13 protein-coding genes are annotated in these 15,311 nt (G+C 50.1%); 11 read left to right on the plus strand and 2 right to left on the minus strand.

Annotated features, from left to right (window positions below; translation table 11 throughout):
* Positions 1-280: 280 nt before the first annotated feature.
* The 4 genes from pyrB (at position 281) to LDN30_RS08085 (ending at position 4,208) form a co-directional block, all read left to right on the plus strand.
* Positions 281-1,228 (plus strand): aspartate carbamoyltransferase, encoded by a 948-nt coding sequence (gene pyrB / locus LDN30_RS08070; RefSeq protein WP_223926179.1) that lies wholly within the window; start codon positions 281-283, stop codon positions 1,226-1,228.
* A 5-nt stretch (positions 1,229-1,233) separates the two neighbouring features.
* On the plus strand, positions 1,234-1,689 hold the full coding sequence (pyrI, locus tag LDN30_RS08075; RefSeq protein ID WP_223926180.1) for an aspartate carbamoyltransferase regulatory subunit: 456 nt from the start codon (positions 1,234-1,236) through the stop codon (positions 1,687-1,689).
* A gap of 91 nt (positions 1,690-1,780) precedes the next feature.
* Entirely contained in the window at positions 1,781-3,061 is a 1,281-nt protein-coding gene (glyA, locus tag LDN30_RS08080) for a serine hydroxymethyltransferase (RefSeq protein ID WP_223926181.1), read from the plus strand.
* A gap of 412 nt (positions 3,062-3,473) precedes the next feature.
* Entirely contained in the window at positions 3,474-4,208 is a 735-nt protein-coding gene (locus LDN30_RS08085) for a hypothetical protein (RefSeq protein ID WP_223929196.1), read from the plus strand.
* Positions 4,209-4,862: 654 nt separating this feature from the next.
* Here LDN30_RS08085 and LDN30_RS08090 read toward each other — a convergent pair.
* Together LDN30_RS08090 and LDN30_RS08095 are read right to left on the minus strand one after the other, a co-directional pair.
* Positions 4,863-5,966, minus strand: coding sequence for a PDDEXK nuclease domain-containing protein (locus tag LDN30_RS08090; RefSeq protein WP_223926184.1), 1,104 nt, complete (start codon positions 5,964-5,966; stop codon positions 4,863-4,865).
* A gap of 278 nt (positions 5,967-6,244) precedes the next feature.
* Entirely contained in the window at positions 6,245-7,051 is an 807-nt protein-coding gene (locus tag LDN30_RS08095) for a DUF5715 family protein (RefSeq protein ID WP_223929197.1), read from the minus strand.
* Positions 7,052-8,140: 1,089 nt separating this feature from the next.
* Here LDN30_RS08095 and LDN30_RS08100 point away from each other — a divergent pair.
* The 7 genes from LDN30_RS08100 (at position 8,141) to pyrF (ending at position 15,192) form a co-directional block, all read left to right on the plus strand.
* The gene (locus LDN30_RS08100) at positions 8,141-9,121 is read left to right on the plus strand and encodes a PhoH family protein (RefSeq protein WP_223929198.1); all 981 of its coding nucleotides are present in this window, start codon (positions 8,141-8,143) and stop codon (positions 9,119-9,121) included.
* Between the two features lie 118 nt (positions 9,122-9,239).
* Entirely contained in the window at positions 9,240-10,190 is a 951-nt protein-coding gene (locus tag LDN30_RS08105; protein ID WP_223929199.1) for a phosphoribosylaminoimidazolesuccinocarboxamide synthase, read from the plus strand.
* A complete protein-coding gene (ubiE, locus tag LDN30_RS08110; protein WP_223929200.1) occupies positions 10,190-10,924 on the plus strand; it encodes a bifunctional demethylmenaquinone methyltransferase/2-methoxy-6-polyprenyl-1,4-benzoquinol methylase UbiE in 735 nt (244 codons plus the stop codon). Before LDN30_RS08105 ends, ubiE begins: the two co-directional genes overlap by 1 nt.
* A gap of 67 nt (positions 10,925-10,991) precedes the next feature.
* Entirely contained in the window at positions 10,992-11,744 is a 753-nt protein-coding gene (locus LDN30_RS08115) for a shikimate dehydrogenase family protein (RefSeq protein WP_223929201.1), read from the plus strand.
* Between the two features lie 90 nt (positions 11,745-11,834).
* Positions 11,835-12,998: an AIR synthase-related protein gene (locus tag LDN30_RS08120; RefSeq protein WP_223929202.1), complete on the plus strand. Its 1,164-nt coding sequence runs from the start codon at positions 11,835-11,837 to the stop codon at positions 12,996-12,998.
* A gap of 86 nt (positions 12,999-13,084) precedes the next feature.
* Positions 13,085-14,191, plus strand: a complete 1,107-nt coding sequence (prfA, locus tag LDN30_RS08125; protein WP_223926197.1) for a peptide chain release factor 1 — start codon at positions 13,085-13,087, stop codon at positions 14,189-14,191.
* A gap of 179 nt (positions 14,192-14,370) precedes the next feature.
* A complete protein-coding gene (gene pyrF, locus LDN30_RS08130) occupies positions 14,371-15,192 on the plus strand; it encodes an orotidine-5'-phosphate decarboxylase (RefSeq protein ID WP_223929441.1) in 822 nt (273 codons plus the stop codon).
* Positions 15,193-15,311: the final 119 nt, after the last annotated feature.

Below are 15,311 nucleotides of genomic sequence, written 5' to 3' on the forward strand. Positions count from 1 at the left end.
TCCTCCCCATTTTTAATTTAGGAGTCGTTGTCCGGTGCGCGTCGGCCTCCGTTTCGTAGACGATTTCAGCACCAGGCTTATCGTTTCGTTTACGATGCAAAGGTACTGCAAAACGAAAGCGAATCCAAATTTCCGTCCGTAACTACTCAGTCTTTTTTGTCGGCGCCGTCTTGACTGTTAATTGATACTAAAACACAAGCTGTATGAAAAGATAGAGACGCTTATCTTGAAAAGTTTTTGTAATTTAGCAGTCGAAAAAACTATATATCCAAAGTTTCCAATGAGTAAACAAGACTTTGTGAACATCCAGAACCTATCGGAGGACACCCTTCTTTATCTCATCCGAATGGCTCAGGAGTTCGAGAAACACCCAAACAGAGAGTTGCTTAAAGGCAAGGTGGTGGCAACTCTGTTCTATGAGCCCTCCACCCGCACACGTTTGAGTTTTGAGACTGCCGCCAACCGCTTAGGCGCCCGTGTCATTGGGTTTACCGACGCCAAGGTGTCGAGTGTATCAAAAGGCGAGACCCTCAAGGACACCATCCTCATGGTCAGCAACTACGCTGACGTCATTGCCATGCGCCATTATATCGAGGGTGCGGCACAGTATGCATCCGAGGTTGCGCCGATACCAATCATCAATGCAGGCGACGGAGCCCATCAACATCCGTCACAGTGCTTGCTCGACCTCTACACTATTCACCAGACCCAGGGCACTCTCAACAACCTTAACATATACCTTGTCGGCGACCTGAAGTACGGACGCACCGTCCACTCGCTGATTATGGCCATGCGCCACTTCAACCCCACTTTCCACTTCATAGCCCCCAAGGAGCTCGCCATGCCGACCGAATACAAACTCTACTGCAAGAGCCACAATATCAAGTATGTAGAGCACACGGCATTCAACAGCAAGGAGATTGCCGATGCCGACATCCTATATATGACGCGCGTACAGAAGGAGCGTTTCTCCGACCTCATGGAATACGAGCGTGTGAAAAACGTCTACCGCCTCACCAATGATATGCTTGCCGACGCCAAGCCCAACATGAAGGTTCTCCACCCTCTGCCACGCGTCAACGAGATAGCTTACGAGGTCGACGATAATCCTCACGCCTACTACATACAGCAGGCCAAAAACGGACTCTACGCCCGTGAGGCCATTTTCTGCTACTGCCTCGGGATAACACTCGACGATGTCCTTAACGACAAGACCATAATAGAATAATCACTATGTCAAAGAAAGAATTATTAGTCAGCGCCATCGAGAACGGCACTGTCATCGACCACATACCGACGGAGAAGACCTTCCAGGTCGTCAATCTGCTCCACCTTCAGGACATGGACACACCAGTAACCATCGGCTACAACTTCAAGTCCGGGCTCATGGACCGCAAGGGTATCATCAAGATCAGCGACAAGTTCTTCACCGACGACGAGATAAACCGTCTGAGCGTCGTTGCCCCGAACATCGTCCTCAACACCATCCGCAACTACGAGGTGGTGGAGAAAAAACGCGTTGAGACCCCCGACGAGCTTCGTGGCATCATCAAATGCAACAACCCCAAGTGCATCACCAACAACGAGCCTATGGAGACGATCTTCAATGTCATCGACAAGGAGCAGGGCATCGTAAAGTGCCACTACTGCGACAAGGAACAGAAGATTGACGAAGTAGAGCTTATTTGAGACTGAAGAAACATATTATTAACATTTAATACGGCATTGTCCCTGTTTCCACTCTCACCGAGAGGAGTCGCGGGGAGGCCATTTTTGAGAGATGAGAAAAGATCCAGAGATTTTCAACCTTATTGAGGAAGAGCACCAGCGCCAGCTGCGCGGCATGGAGCTCATCGCCTCAGAGAATTTCGTTAGTGACGAGGTAATGCAGGCCATGGGCTCATACCTCACGAACAAGTACGCCGAGGGTTACCCCGGCAAGCGCTACTACGGTGGCTGCCAGGTCGTCGACAAGGTGGAAACACTTGCTATCGAGAGAGTTAAGAAGCTCTTCGGCGCCGAGTATGCCAACGTTCAGCCCCACTCCGGTGCACAGGCTAACCAGGCCGTTCTGCTCTGTGTGCTGAAACCCGGCGACACATTCATGGGTCTCGACCTCGACCAGGGCGGACACCTCTCACACGGCAGCGACGTCAACACGTCGGGCATGCTCTACCATCACATCGGCTACACGCTTAACCGCGAAACAGGCCGCGTCGACTACGACGAGATGGAGCGCTTAGCTTTGGAGAACAAGCCAAAGCTCATCATCGGAGGTGGCTCGGCCTACAGCCGTGAGTGGGACTACGAGCGCATGCGCAAGATTGCCGACGAGGTAGGCGCTCTGCTTATGATCGATATGGCTCACCCTGCCGGACTTATCGCTGCCGGACTGCTGAAGAACCCGGTGAAGTACGCTCATATCGTCACAACCACTACTCACAAGACTCTCCGCGGTCCCCGCGGCGGTGTCATCCTCCTCGGTAAGGACTTCGACAATCCATGGGGCAAGACAACGAAGAAGGGTGTTGTGAAGAAGATGTCGACACTGCTCAACTCAGCAGTATTCCCCGGCAACCAGGGCGGCCCTCTCGAGCACGTCATCGCAGCTAAGGCAGTGGGCTTCGGCGAGAACCTCGAGCCGAGCTGGAAGGAGTATGCCGCACAGGTGAAGAAGAATGCTGCCGTACTGGCCCAGGACCTCATCGACCGCGGTTTCAGCATCGTCAGCGGTGGCACCGACAACCACTCCATGCTTCTCGACCTGCGTCAGAAGTATCCCGACCTCACCGGAAAAGTTGCAGAGAACGCACTCGTCGCTGCCGATATTACGGTCAACAAGAACAAGGTGCCATACGATGAGCGCTCAGCATTCCAGACATCAGGAATCCGTCTCGGCACAGCAGCCATGACCACACGCGGTGCCAAGGAGGATATGATGCACCTCATCGCCGACCTCATCGACGAGGTGCTCGCCGACCCGGAGAACGACCAGGTAATAAAGAAGGTAAAGGAGAAGGTCAATGCCACAATGAAGAATTATCCTCTCTTTGCCTATTAAAACCGACGGAAAGCCGTGGACGGCACCGGAACCTGCCGGTGCCGTTCATGACACGCCAAAAAGCATTAGGCGGCTTGCCGCCTCCTATACGAAATTCAATTCTATACTATCTTTTCGAGCACAAGAAGCCTTCCAAGACTTATTAAGGCCTCGGAAGACTTTTTTTTCGTATTGTATTTCCTCTTCGAGCTTTATAACTCAAACTCTCAAGCACACATCAGATAGGACACCAGTACACGCTAGTGCTCTCCATGGCAATCTCGCCGACTTGCTCTTCCACAAGCTTGTCACGCAAGGCATCAAGGTCACGTGTTAAAATTCCACATTTGAACAGGATTTTGTCTCCATTTTCTTTGTCGATACACACAAAAACATTATCTTTGCGGCAAAAGATATAACCATGAGCAAAACAATGGACAACAATATGATAATCAATCCACGTCCTCAATACCAAAGTGTTATTGAGAAATGGCTAAATATGCCATCAACAGAAGCTAATGCCACATTGAAATCAATTCTTCAGCGTGGTATATGGTGTTGCAATAATAAAGCAAATGAATCTTGTAATGGAATCCTCATTTCTGGAATCAATCCATCTTTTGATAAGGAACATCATGAAGAACCTGCTGATTGCTCATTTTGGGAGACAGTTGATGCTAATGGAAGTGATTATTGGCAGACAAAAAAGAATATGGTTATAGGCTTAGGTTTACCTGTAGCCTATATTGATTTGTTTCCATTGAGAATGACAAAGCAGGATGGTTTCATGAATGATAAAAATGTCCCATTGGAATTGAAAGCAGAACTCTTGAGAATTACCCAAAATAGTATTGAAGAGATATGCCCAAAACTGATAATCAATCCAAATATGGGTAGCCGTGTATATTGGGGACTTATCGACAAATATAGTTGGATGGGATATGACATGGAGCCTGTTAAGAATATAATTGACAAAGGTGATTTGTATAGAATCAAGGGAATAAAAAGCAAAGAGGACGTTTTACAACATGGATTTCAATCAAAGTTGCCAGAATCAAATACGTTCTTTCTACAATACAAGTATCATGGAAATGGAGTCCTCACCCAAGAACAATATCTAAATAGTAATGATATAAAATTGCTTTGGGATTATATAAACAACCTATAATATACTAGCGTCTATTATGAAACGACTTTACTATATATCATAGATCTTCTTCCTCATGGTAGGAACAACATCAACCTTGGCTCAGACAATGGTTAAAATAGAATCCAAGATTACGGACTTGACGATAACATAAGGCTTATTCACAGTTTGAATCTTGCGGTGCAAAGTAAGGGCAAATCCATGGGATGGACCTTAAGCAAATGGTAACTTGTCTGCACAAAATTGCGTAAGAGATGATAAGGTAAAACATCAAGTTCTTGTTATAGTGAGAATGGCCATATATCCAGTACTCTATGTCGCTTTCCTCGATATAGTCAGACAACTCTACGGTGATGCATAAGGGCATTTATATCTTCTTCAAATAGATATACTTCGGATACCACCCCAGCACAAACAGCGTGACGGACAGATCTATACGTTTCGATGGAAGTCCTCGAAACCAGTCGTGTCGTAATCAGTTCCATAGAAGAGATTGCTGTAGATCTTGTTCAGGAGACCAGAACCGAGAGGAGAAGAGGATGTTTGCTTGCTATGACTTCAACACGAACGGTCTGTTTGCCGTCAGCCAAATAACTGCATAGCTTGTCGGCACCACCGACCATCGCAAGGTTGTGGTGAGCGAACGGCAAATGTCTTTCGTTGTCCGCTTAATCACTATAATAATTTTTTCAAATCCTCCATGTCAGGCAGTGCATCACGCAGCTCTTTGGGCAGCTCGCTCGATGTGCGATAGGTGGCCACGCCCATCGGCTTGGAGGTGTCACGGAAAGACAGCTCCACGATCTTGTCGCTCTTGGATTTGCAGAGGATGATGCCGATAGACGGATTTTCGTTGGGGAGTTTGATATACTCGTCAAGAGCAGAGAGGTAGAAGTTCAACTTACCAGTGTATTCGGGCTTGAACTCGCCACGCTTCAATTCAAAGGCCACAAGACTCCGCAGTTTGCGGGAGAAGAAAAGCAAGTCTATGTAATAGTCATGGCCTTCAACTTCAAGATGGTACTGGTTGCCCATGAAAGCGAAATCCTTGCCGAATGCCATGATGAAGTTCTTGATATTCTGAATGATACTCTGCTCAATCACCCGCTCGTCAACATCCTCAGGGTCCTCAATGTTGATGAAGTCGAGCAGGTATTCATCCTTGAAAGACTGTAAAGCCTTCCGCTTAAAATCATCGTCGCTGATAGTATGGTTGAAGTTTGTTTGCCGGATGGAGCCTTGCTTGTGGTAGAGGTTGGATTTCAGTTGGCGCTTTAATGTAGTATAGTTCCAAAAATCATTAGCACTCCTGTGAATATAAAACAGTCTCTCCTCTAATGTCTTCACCTTCGTAAGAATCTCCATGTGCAGTGAAAAGCCAACAGCCATGAAGTCGTCTATGGGAAATTCGGCAGATCGCATCTGCCGAATTTCATAATTCGTTGAGGTATAGCTGCTTATTAAATCGTCAGGCAGCATCTGACGATTTATGTACGGGCTCCACTGCTCGTAAAACATGCGCATGTTTTTAATGTTGCGGGCAGAGAATCCTCTCAGCCCCGGCAACTCCTGTTGCAGTCCTTTAGCGATGGTCTCAATGGCGTTGCTGCCCCAATATCCGTCACGGCTGTGCGCTGAGACATATCCGCCAACTGAGTAGTAGAGTTTCAACAGCTCTTTGTTGGCCTGCTTGGCGGCTGCATAGCGACTCTTGAGTATGGCACTCTTGATGTCTTTTACAGCTTGTATATATTCTTGTGAGATATGAGCAATTTCCATATTAATCCGTTTTGCGTACAAAGATAGCAACTTCCTCCCAACTTTGCAACGAAACAATCTGGAAATTACAAACTCAAACCAAAACGAATGGAAATAAACGGAATCGACCAGTGCCAAACGGTAATAAATCTGCTCTTATCTAATTGAAATGGAGCAAATATGGAGCAAATCGGAAAAGAGAAATCGCTAAAGTCTTTGTTTATAAGACTTTAGCGATTTTTGTGATATAATGAAGGTACCCAGTGTAGGGGTCAAGGCGGGGGAAATCTTTTCTGTATCTATCTTACAGTCACATGATAACAGGCCTGATGGAGCTCATACTTCACGTAGCAGCGGTTCTGGTCGCGCATGTCCCTGAGCACCTCACTGAGCGTTTTCTTATACCTGTCGTCGTCGACCTTGGCCTCTAATGGCTCGAAGTGGGTATAACTGATGTCGAAGGTGGTGCCATAGACGTGACAGCTGTTTGGCGATACGTTCTTGTTGTGTTTTCCCAATTTCACTACGTCCTCCTTACTCCGCAGCACACTCGTGACAACAAGCTTTTGCAGGGGTATGTGCTTTACAGCCAGACTGTCGAGAAAGTTACGGCTGATATCCTGAAGCAGGGCTGCCGCCCGCGGCACGAGGTAGGGAATGCTTGCCTGCAGCTTGCGAACCTTATAGTAGGGATTTGCGCCGATATACACCAGTTCGTGCTTGCGTTTCTCGGCATCGGCAATATTCTGCACCGGCACAACGCCAAACTGCTTGGCAGCAACGAGATGCGACGCATTGGAGTCGGGAGCACAGTCCTTATAGCTCCACACGCCCTTCAGCGGGTGCTCAGCCTCGGAACCGTCGGCGTTGAAGAAGTCTACGCCCTTCTCCGCTACGATATTTGCCTGCGCACGCTTGTTATTGCCGAGCGAGTCGACATCAGCACCGTTATCCTTAGCGCCAGCCTCCTTCCCAACTTTCTGGTCGCTGAATCTATCGCCGGCTACCGACGGAAAAATTATCCTGACCAAAGCAAGTACTGCTACTATGATAAAAAACGAAAGCACATACTTCCGTTTCGACATTTTCTTCTTTTTCTTCTTCATTGCAAGTGCAAAGGTACAGATTAGTTTTTATTTATCCAACGCAAAACTTTCTTTATTTGAAAGATTTTTTGTCCACCCCCCGAAAGAAGCCTGCCGTGACATCAGAAGAAAAGCATAGGCCTATTGGCCCTCCGCTTCTGCTCCATATCGCCCTCCATTTTAAGATTCCGCAATACGCTCCTACAGGTTTAGCCCTCACACCGAACAGCCTCAATTGCGATGTCCATTGTCGTTAATCATCAGCCATGCACTACGGCCATACAGCCGACAGCCTTCGCCATAGAGCTATCCGCACCTGGTCGATAAGTATTGAACCTGAATAGATTACGACGATAGAATATCCGCACCAGCAAGTGCCCGACAAGAGGTTTTATTTGCATGTGGATAACGAGGAATATGATTGTATGATAGTTGGTTGTGGCCCCCGAAACCGAAGGAATAAATGTAAAAATAATTCAGACCAAAACGATCACGAAATCAAGTTTGTAACACATTGAATATTAACCGCTTAGCAAAACCTATCGTTTGACATTGCAAAACGGACCGTTTTGAAGCGCCAAACGGACCGTTTCGCAAGCCCAAACGGACCGTTTCGGAACGCAAAACGATACATATAGAATAGCAGTAAGGATTTTTCATCGTTATAACTTTTTTTGTTCCGTCAGTGATTGGGAGGAACACTCCTGGAGCACAAGGGCCAAGCAGCAGGAATAAATTGTAGTTCCGATTTCGGCTCGGCTGCCATACTGCTCCTACTTTTTTCACGCTTATGTCCCTTTCATTAAACTGCAACGAAAGGTCATGCCGAGGGGACAGGGCTTAAATAACGGAGGAGTCCGCGGTGCAATCCGTGTGGATGCGGTGGCAGTTACCGTATTAACGTACCGGGCAAGAGTGCTGGTATCTACAGCCAAGTGGCCTCAGATTGTCAGAAAGAAAGTGATTTCGGGCTCTACGGTTACTTTCATCAGCGTTACCACCATGCAAGGGAGGCGGCATCAGTGAGGCACAAAGCAAAAATTCGCGTTTTTGTTTTGCCATTCCACTCATTTGCAGTACCTTTGCAACATATAACATAAAGACAAGAATTTGATAGAAAAGCATATCGTACTTGAGGATATAGATCCTGTTGTTTTTTACGGTGTCGGGAACGGACATCTGCAGATGCTGAAGTCGTTGTTTCCGAAACTGAGGATTGTCGCGCGCGATAATGTCATCCGCATCCTTGGCGACGAGGAAGAAATGGCCAAGGCCGAGGAGGACATTGAGACGATGCGCAAGCATGTCGTCAAGTATAACACCATAACCGAGGAGGACATCCTCGATATAGTCAAGGGGAAGAAGACCAAGGAGGACGCCGTCAAGGGTGTCATCGTCTATTCAATCTCCGGACGCCCCATAAAGAGCCGGTCGGAGAATCAGCAGAAACTCATCGACGCCTTCGAGAAGGACGACATGATATTCGCCGTGGGGCCGGCAGGAACGGGAAAGACATACCTCGGCATTGCCCTCGCCGTAAGGGCCCTGAAGGAGAAGACGGCAAAGAAGATCATCCTCAGCCGCCCCGCCGTAGAAGCCGGCGAGAAGCTCGGGTTCCTCCCCGGTGACATGAAGGACAAGATAGACCCGTACCTACAGCCGCTCTACGATGCCCTCGAGGACATGCTTCCGGCGGTGAAGCTCCAGGACCTCATGGACAAGCAGGTGATACAGATAGCACCATTGGCCTTTATGCGCGGCCGCACGCTCAGCGACGCCGTCGTCATCCTCGACGAGGCACAGAACACCACCCCGGCCCAGATAAGGATGTTCCTCACGCGAATGGGATGGAACACGAAGATGATTATCACCGGCGACATGACGCAGATAGACCTGCCACACTCACAGACCAGCGGTCTGAAGGAGGCCCTGAGGGTGCTCAAGGGCACCGAGGGCATTAGCATCGTGAACCTCACCAACAAGGACATTGTAAGGCACAAGCTCGTCACGCGCATCGTCAACGCCTACGAGGCCTACGACAAGGAGAGGGAACGGGTACGGCAAGCTAAGGCGGCCGAAGAGAAAGGATGACAAAAAACGAGAAGAGATTATTCAACATTATAAGTAACGTATTTTAATTAAGTCCTCAACAACCTGCCCACACTCAGCAAAGACAAGTGAGCAGCGGACAGGAAAGGGGCATTGCAAAATGAAAGCATTAACAAAGACTGATTTCCATTTCGACGGACAGAAGAGTGTTTACCACGGCAAAGTTCGTGACGTCTACGACATCGACGACGACCTCATCGTCATGGTAGCTACCGACAGGATTTCCGCATTCGACGTAGTCCTGCCCGTAGGTATCCCATACAAGGGTCAGGTGCTGAATCAGATTGCTGCCAAATTCCTCGACTCGACGAGCGACATCTGCCCCAACTGGAAACTCGCCACTCCCGATCCAATGGTTACCGTCGGACTGAAATGCGAGGGTTTCCGCGTGGAGATGATTATCCGTTCCATCCTCACCGGCAGCGCTTGGCGCGCTTATAAGGAGGGTGCACGAGAGCTCTGCGGAGTGAAACTGCCCGACGGCATGCGCGAGAACGAGCGCTTCCCAGAGCCAATTATCACCCCGACGACAAAGGCCGACGAGGGCCACGACATGAATATCTCACGCGAGGAGATTATCAAGCAGGGCATCGTCAGTGCTGAGGACTACGCCGTCATCGAGGACTGGACCCGCAAGCTCTTCGCACGCGGTCAGGAAATAGCTGCAAAGCGCGGCCTTATTCTCGTCGATACAAAATATGAGTTCGGCAAGCGCGACGGCAAGCTGTATCTCATCGACGAAATCCACACTCCCGACTCAAGCCGTTACTTCTATGCCGACGGTTATGAGGAGAAGTTCAAGAAGGGTGAGCCGCAGCGCCAGCTCTCAAAGGAGTTCGTCAGACAGTGGCTCATCGAGCAGGGATTCATGAACCAGCCAGGACAGAAGATGCCGGAGATTACCGAAGAATATGCCCAGAGCGTCAGCGACAGATATATCGAGCTCTACGAGCATATCACTGGTGAGAAGTTCGACAAAGCTGTCGAGGAGGGTGATATCGCCGCACGAATCGAGAAGAACGTCAAGAACTATCTCGCAAGCAGAAAGTAGTGTATAAACAGGAAAAAATCAATCCCTACGGGAAAAAAGGTGAGAAGGTTAAGCTCGTCGAGGAGATGTTCAACAACATCGCACCTACCTACGACCGGCTTAACCACCTCATGTCGTTCGACATCGACAAGGGATGGAGGCGGAAAGCCATCAGCCAGCTCATGCCCTACCCTCACGGTAAGATACTCGACATAGCCACCGGCACGGGCGACTTTGCCATTCTCGCAGCCAAGATGCTACATCCAGAGAGCATAACGGCCGTCGATATATCGGAGGGAATGATGAACGTGGGACGGAAGAAAGCCGACGAAGAGGGTCTCAGCGGCACCGTCGACTTCAGAAAAGAGGACTGTACGGCAATGTCGTTCGCCGACAACACCTTCGACGCGGTAATCTCCGCTTTCGGCATCCGCAACTTCCAGGACCTCGACAAGGGGCTGGCCGAGATGTGCAGGGTGATGAAAAAGGGCGGACATCTGAGCATCGTGGAACTGTCTACACCCGTCACATTCCCGATGAAACAGCTCTTCAAGGTCTACTCCCACCTCGTTCTGCCCACCTACGGCAAGATAGTATCGCGCGACAGGAGTGCCTACGAGTATCTCACGAAGACCATCGAGGCCTTTCCGCAGGGCGAGCAGATGACCGACATCCTGCTGAAGGCCGGATTCGCCAAGGCCGGATTCAAACGGCTGACATTCGGAATCTGCACCATGTTCTTTGCCGAGAAGTAAACGGAAAGGACACGGGCAGGACGGAATACATTCGATAATCACACATTATTTATAATATATCGACACAATGGACAAATACGGACTGATAGGCTTCCCCCTGGGACATTCGTTCTCGAAGAACTTCTTCAACGAGAAATTCGAGAATGAGAACATCGACGCTGAATACATAAACTTCGAGATTCCGAATATCGAGGGACTCGTGGAAATTCTCGACGTGAACCCTGAACTGAGGGGGCTGAACGTCACCATTCCCTACAAGGAGAAGGTGATAAGCTATCTCGACTACATCAGTCCGGAGGCACGCGCCATCGGAGCCGTCAATGTCATACGTGTCACACATAAAGGCAACAAGCTCATTCTCAGGGGCTACAACTCCGATGTCATCGGGTTCACCAAGAGCATAGAGCCGCTGTTGGAGAGATTCCACCGGAAAGCACTCATCCTCGGTACGGGGGGAGCATCGAAAGCCATCAACTACGGACTGAAATCGCTCGGACTGGAAACGGTTTTCGTAAGCCGCTACAAACGGCCGGGGACAATACAGTATGAGGATATCACACCGGAGGTGATAAAGGACTATAACGTCATCGTCAACTGCACGCCGGTGGGAATGTACCCGAAAGTGGAGGAGTGCCCGCTCCTGCCCTATGAGGCCATGGACAACCATACTCTCCTCTACGACCTCATATACAATCCCGACAGGACATTGTTTATGCAGAAAGGGGCTGAACACGGAGCAACCGTGAAGAACGGCCTCGAAATGCTGCTCCTGCAGGCCTTCGCCAGCTGGGACTTCTGGAACGGAAAGGAGCAGGAATAAGACTACAACAACAGAAAAGAAATACAGACCAATCGTTTAACAGAGAAAACATCAAATCCCCCAACCATGGAGGAAGCGAGAGAAAGGCTTATGAACAACAGATATATGATGCGCGGCGTCAGCGCTGCTAAGGAAGACGTCCACAACGCAATAAAAAACATCGACAAGGGAATTTTCCCTATGGCTTTTTGCAAAATCATCCCCGATATCCTCGGCGGCGACCCCGACTACTGCAACATCATGCATGCCGACGGAGCCGGAACGAAGTCGAGCCTTGCGTACATGTACTGGAAAGAAACCGGCGACCTGAGCGTTTGGAAGGGCATTGCGCAGGATGCCGTGGTGATGAACACCGACGACCTGCTCTGCGTGGGAGCCGTCGACAATATCCTTGTCAGCTCCACCATCGGCCGGAACAAGATGCTCATTCCCGGTGAGGTCATCTCAGCCATCATCAACGGCACCGACGAGCTGCTCGCTGAGCTGCGCGAGATGGGTATAGGCATCTGGCCTACAGGAGGTGAGACGGCTGACGTCGGCGACCTTGTCCGCACAATAATCGTCGATTCGACCGTTACATGCCGCATGAAGCGCTCCAATGTCATCAACAACGCCAATATCAGGCCCGGCGATGTCATCGTAGGACTGTCGTCGACAGGACAGGCAACGTACGAGCACCGCTATAACGGCGGTATGGGCTCGAACGGCTTGACAAGCGCAAGGCACGATGTCTTCGCCAAATATCTGGCTGAGAAATTCCCTGAGAGCTACGACCATAAGGTGCCCGACGAGCTGGTCTACAGCGGCGACAAGCATCTCACCGACAAGATTGAGGGTGTACCCGTCAACGCCGGAGAGCTTGTCCTCTCGCCCACCCGCACCTACGCTCCGGTGATAAAGATGCTGCTTGACGAGCTCAGACCCGAAATCCACGGAATGGTTCACTGCACCGGCGGAGCCCAGACAAAGGTTCTGCACTTCGTAGGCGACAACTGCCATGTGGTAAAGGACAACATGTTCCCCGTTCCTCCACTGTTCAAGCTCATCCACGACGAGAGCGGTACCGACTGGAAAGAGATGTACCAGGTGTTCAATATGGGCCACAGAATGGAGATATACGTGCGGCCGGAGGTTGCCGAAAAGGTCATTGCCATCAGCAAGCATTTCAATATCGATGCTCAGGTGGTAGGACATATCGAGGAGGGCAAGCGCAGTCTCACTATCAAGAGTGAGTACGGTGTATTCGAATATTAATTGATTAATACAATATAACAACCTTTGCGTGAGCTCATTACGGCATCCGACGACCGTCGGCGAGCTCACGACAAGGGCATAACAATATGGCAAACAACATTTTAGAGAAACTCGATGGACTTGAGGCAAGGTTCGAGGAGGTGGGCACGCTCATCACCGACCCGGCAGTAATCGCCGACCAGCAACGCTACGTCAAGCTCACGAAGGAGTATAAGGACCTTGAGGACATCATGAAGGCGAAGAAGAAATACGTCGCTTGTCTTGACGCTATCAAGGAGGCTAAGGACGTGCTCGCCAACGAAAAAGACCCCGACATGAAGGAGCTGGCGCGCGAGGAACTCTCCGAAAACGAGGAATTGCAACCCAAACTCGAGGAGGAAATAAAGATAGCCTTAGTGCCTAAGGACCCCGAGGACGCCAAGAACGTGCAGATGGAGATACGCGCCGGAACCGGTGGCGACGAGGCTGCGCTCTTCGCAGGCGACCTTTTTAATATGTATAAGAGGTACTGCGAGAAGAAGGGCTGGAAACTGTCGGTGACCGATGCCAACCCCGGTACCGTGGGAGGATACAAGGAGATAGACTTCGCCGTGGAGGGCGACAACGTCTACGGCACCCTGAAGTATGAGTCGGGGGTACACCGCGTACAGCGCGTTCCGGCCACCGAGACCCAGGGACGTATGCACACGTCGGCAGCGACGGTAGCCGTACTGCCTGAGGCTGAGAAGTTTGAGGTGCATATCAATGAGGGTGACATCAAGTGGGATACCTTCCGCTCGTCAGGTGCCGGAGGCCAGAACGTCAACAAGGTGAGCTCCGGTGTCCGCCTGCGTTACCCTTGGAAGAATCCGGAGACCGGTGAGGTGGAGGAAATCCTTATCGAATGTACCGAAACCCGTGACCAGCCTAAGAACAAGGAGCGTGCTCTGAGCCGTCTCTATACCTATATATATGACCACGAGCATCAGAAATATGTCGACGACATTTCCAACCGCAGACGCTCGCTCGTCTCTACCGGCGACCGCAGCGCAAAGATTCGGACATACAACTTCCCGCAGGGAAGAGTCACCGACCACCGTATCGGATATACGACCCACGACTTGCAGGGGTTCCTCGGCGGCGACATACAGGACATGATCGACGCACTGACAGTGGCCGAAAACGCTGAGAAACTCAAGGAATCGGAACTGTAAAGGTGAAAGATGGGGGCACCGCGATATGATTTTGCACTTCGCGACAACCGTCATGGATGTGGCCTCCGCACTTTTCACTACCCTATAGAGTTAATAAACATAGTCAAAAACAACCGTTATTTTATTCGTTCCACCCGCGATTGCTACATATCGAAGGTGAGACGGAGCTCACGAATGTCATGAACCGCAAAGAACTCGTAAACCAAATCTTCACAAAAAAATCGTTCCTCTGTGTAGGACTCGACACTGATATCAGGAAGATACCACAGCATCTCCTTAATGGCGACAACCCTGTCCTCACATTCAACAAAGCCATTATCGATGCCACTGCACCCTACTGCGTGGCCTACAAGCCCAACCTCGCATTCTACGAGAGTCTCGGGGTGAAGGGCATCGCTGCTTTCGAGCAGACTGTGGAGTACTTAAAGAAGAACTATCCCAACCACTTTATCATTGCCGACGCAAAACGGGGCGACATCGGCAATACTTCGGCAATGTACGCCCGCACGTTCTTCGAGGAGTACGATATCGACGCTCTGACGGTGGCTCCGTATATGGGCGAGGACAGTGTGACACCTTTCCTCGGCTACGAGGGAAAATGGGTCATTCTGCTTGCACTGACGAGCAATAAGGGAAGCCACGATTTCCAGCTCACTGAGGACAAATCGGGCGAACGGCTCTTCGAAAAGGTTATACGCAAAAGCCAGAACTGGGCCGACGCCGACAACATGATGTATGTCGTTGGGGCAACACAGGGAAAGATGTTTGAGGACATCCGCCGGGTGGCTCCCAACCACTTCCTCCTCGTTCCGGGCGTTGGAGCACAAGGCGGTAGTCTGCAGGAAGTATGCCGCTATGGAATCATCAAGGACTGCGGTCTGCTCGTAAACTCCTCTCGTGGAATCATTTACGCATCCAACGGTGAGGACTTTGCCGAGGTTGCGGCGAGCAAGGCCAAGGAACTGCAACAGCAGATGGAGGCCGAACTGGCAAAAATCTGATTCCTAAGCAGTGGCAGAAGCGTTCCCGATGACATCATTCTCCTGTAAAAACCGGTTTCAACGGCGAAGAAAATGACATCATCGGGAAACGTAACGGCAGCAAGAGGGAAAAGGAATGG

The sequence above is a fragment of the Prevotella lacticifex genome (assembly GCF_019973375.1).
In the GTDB taxonomy this organism is placed as follows: Bacteria; Bacteroidota; Bacteroidia; order Bacteroidales; family Bacteroidaceae; genus Prevotella; species Prevotella lacticifex.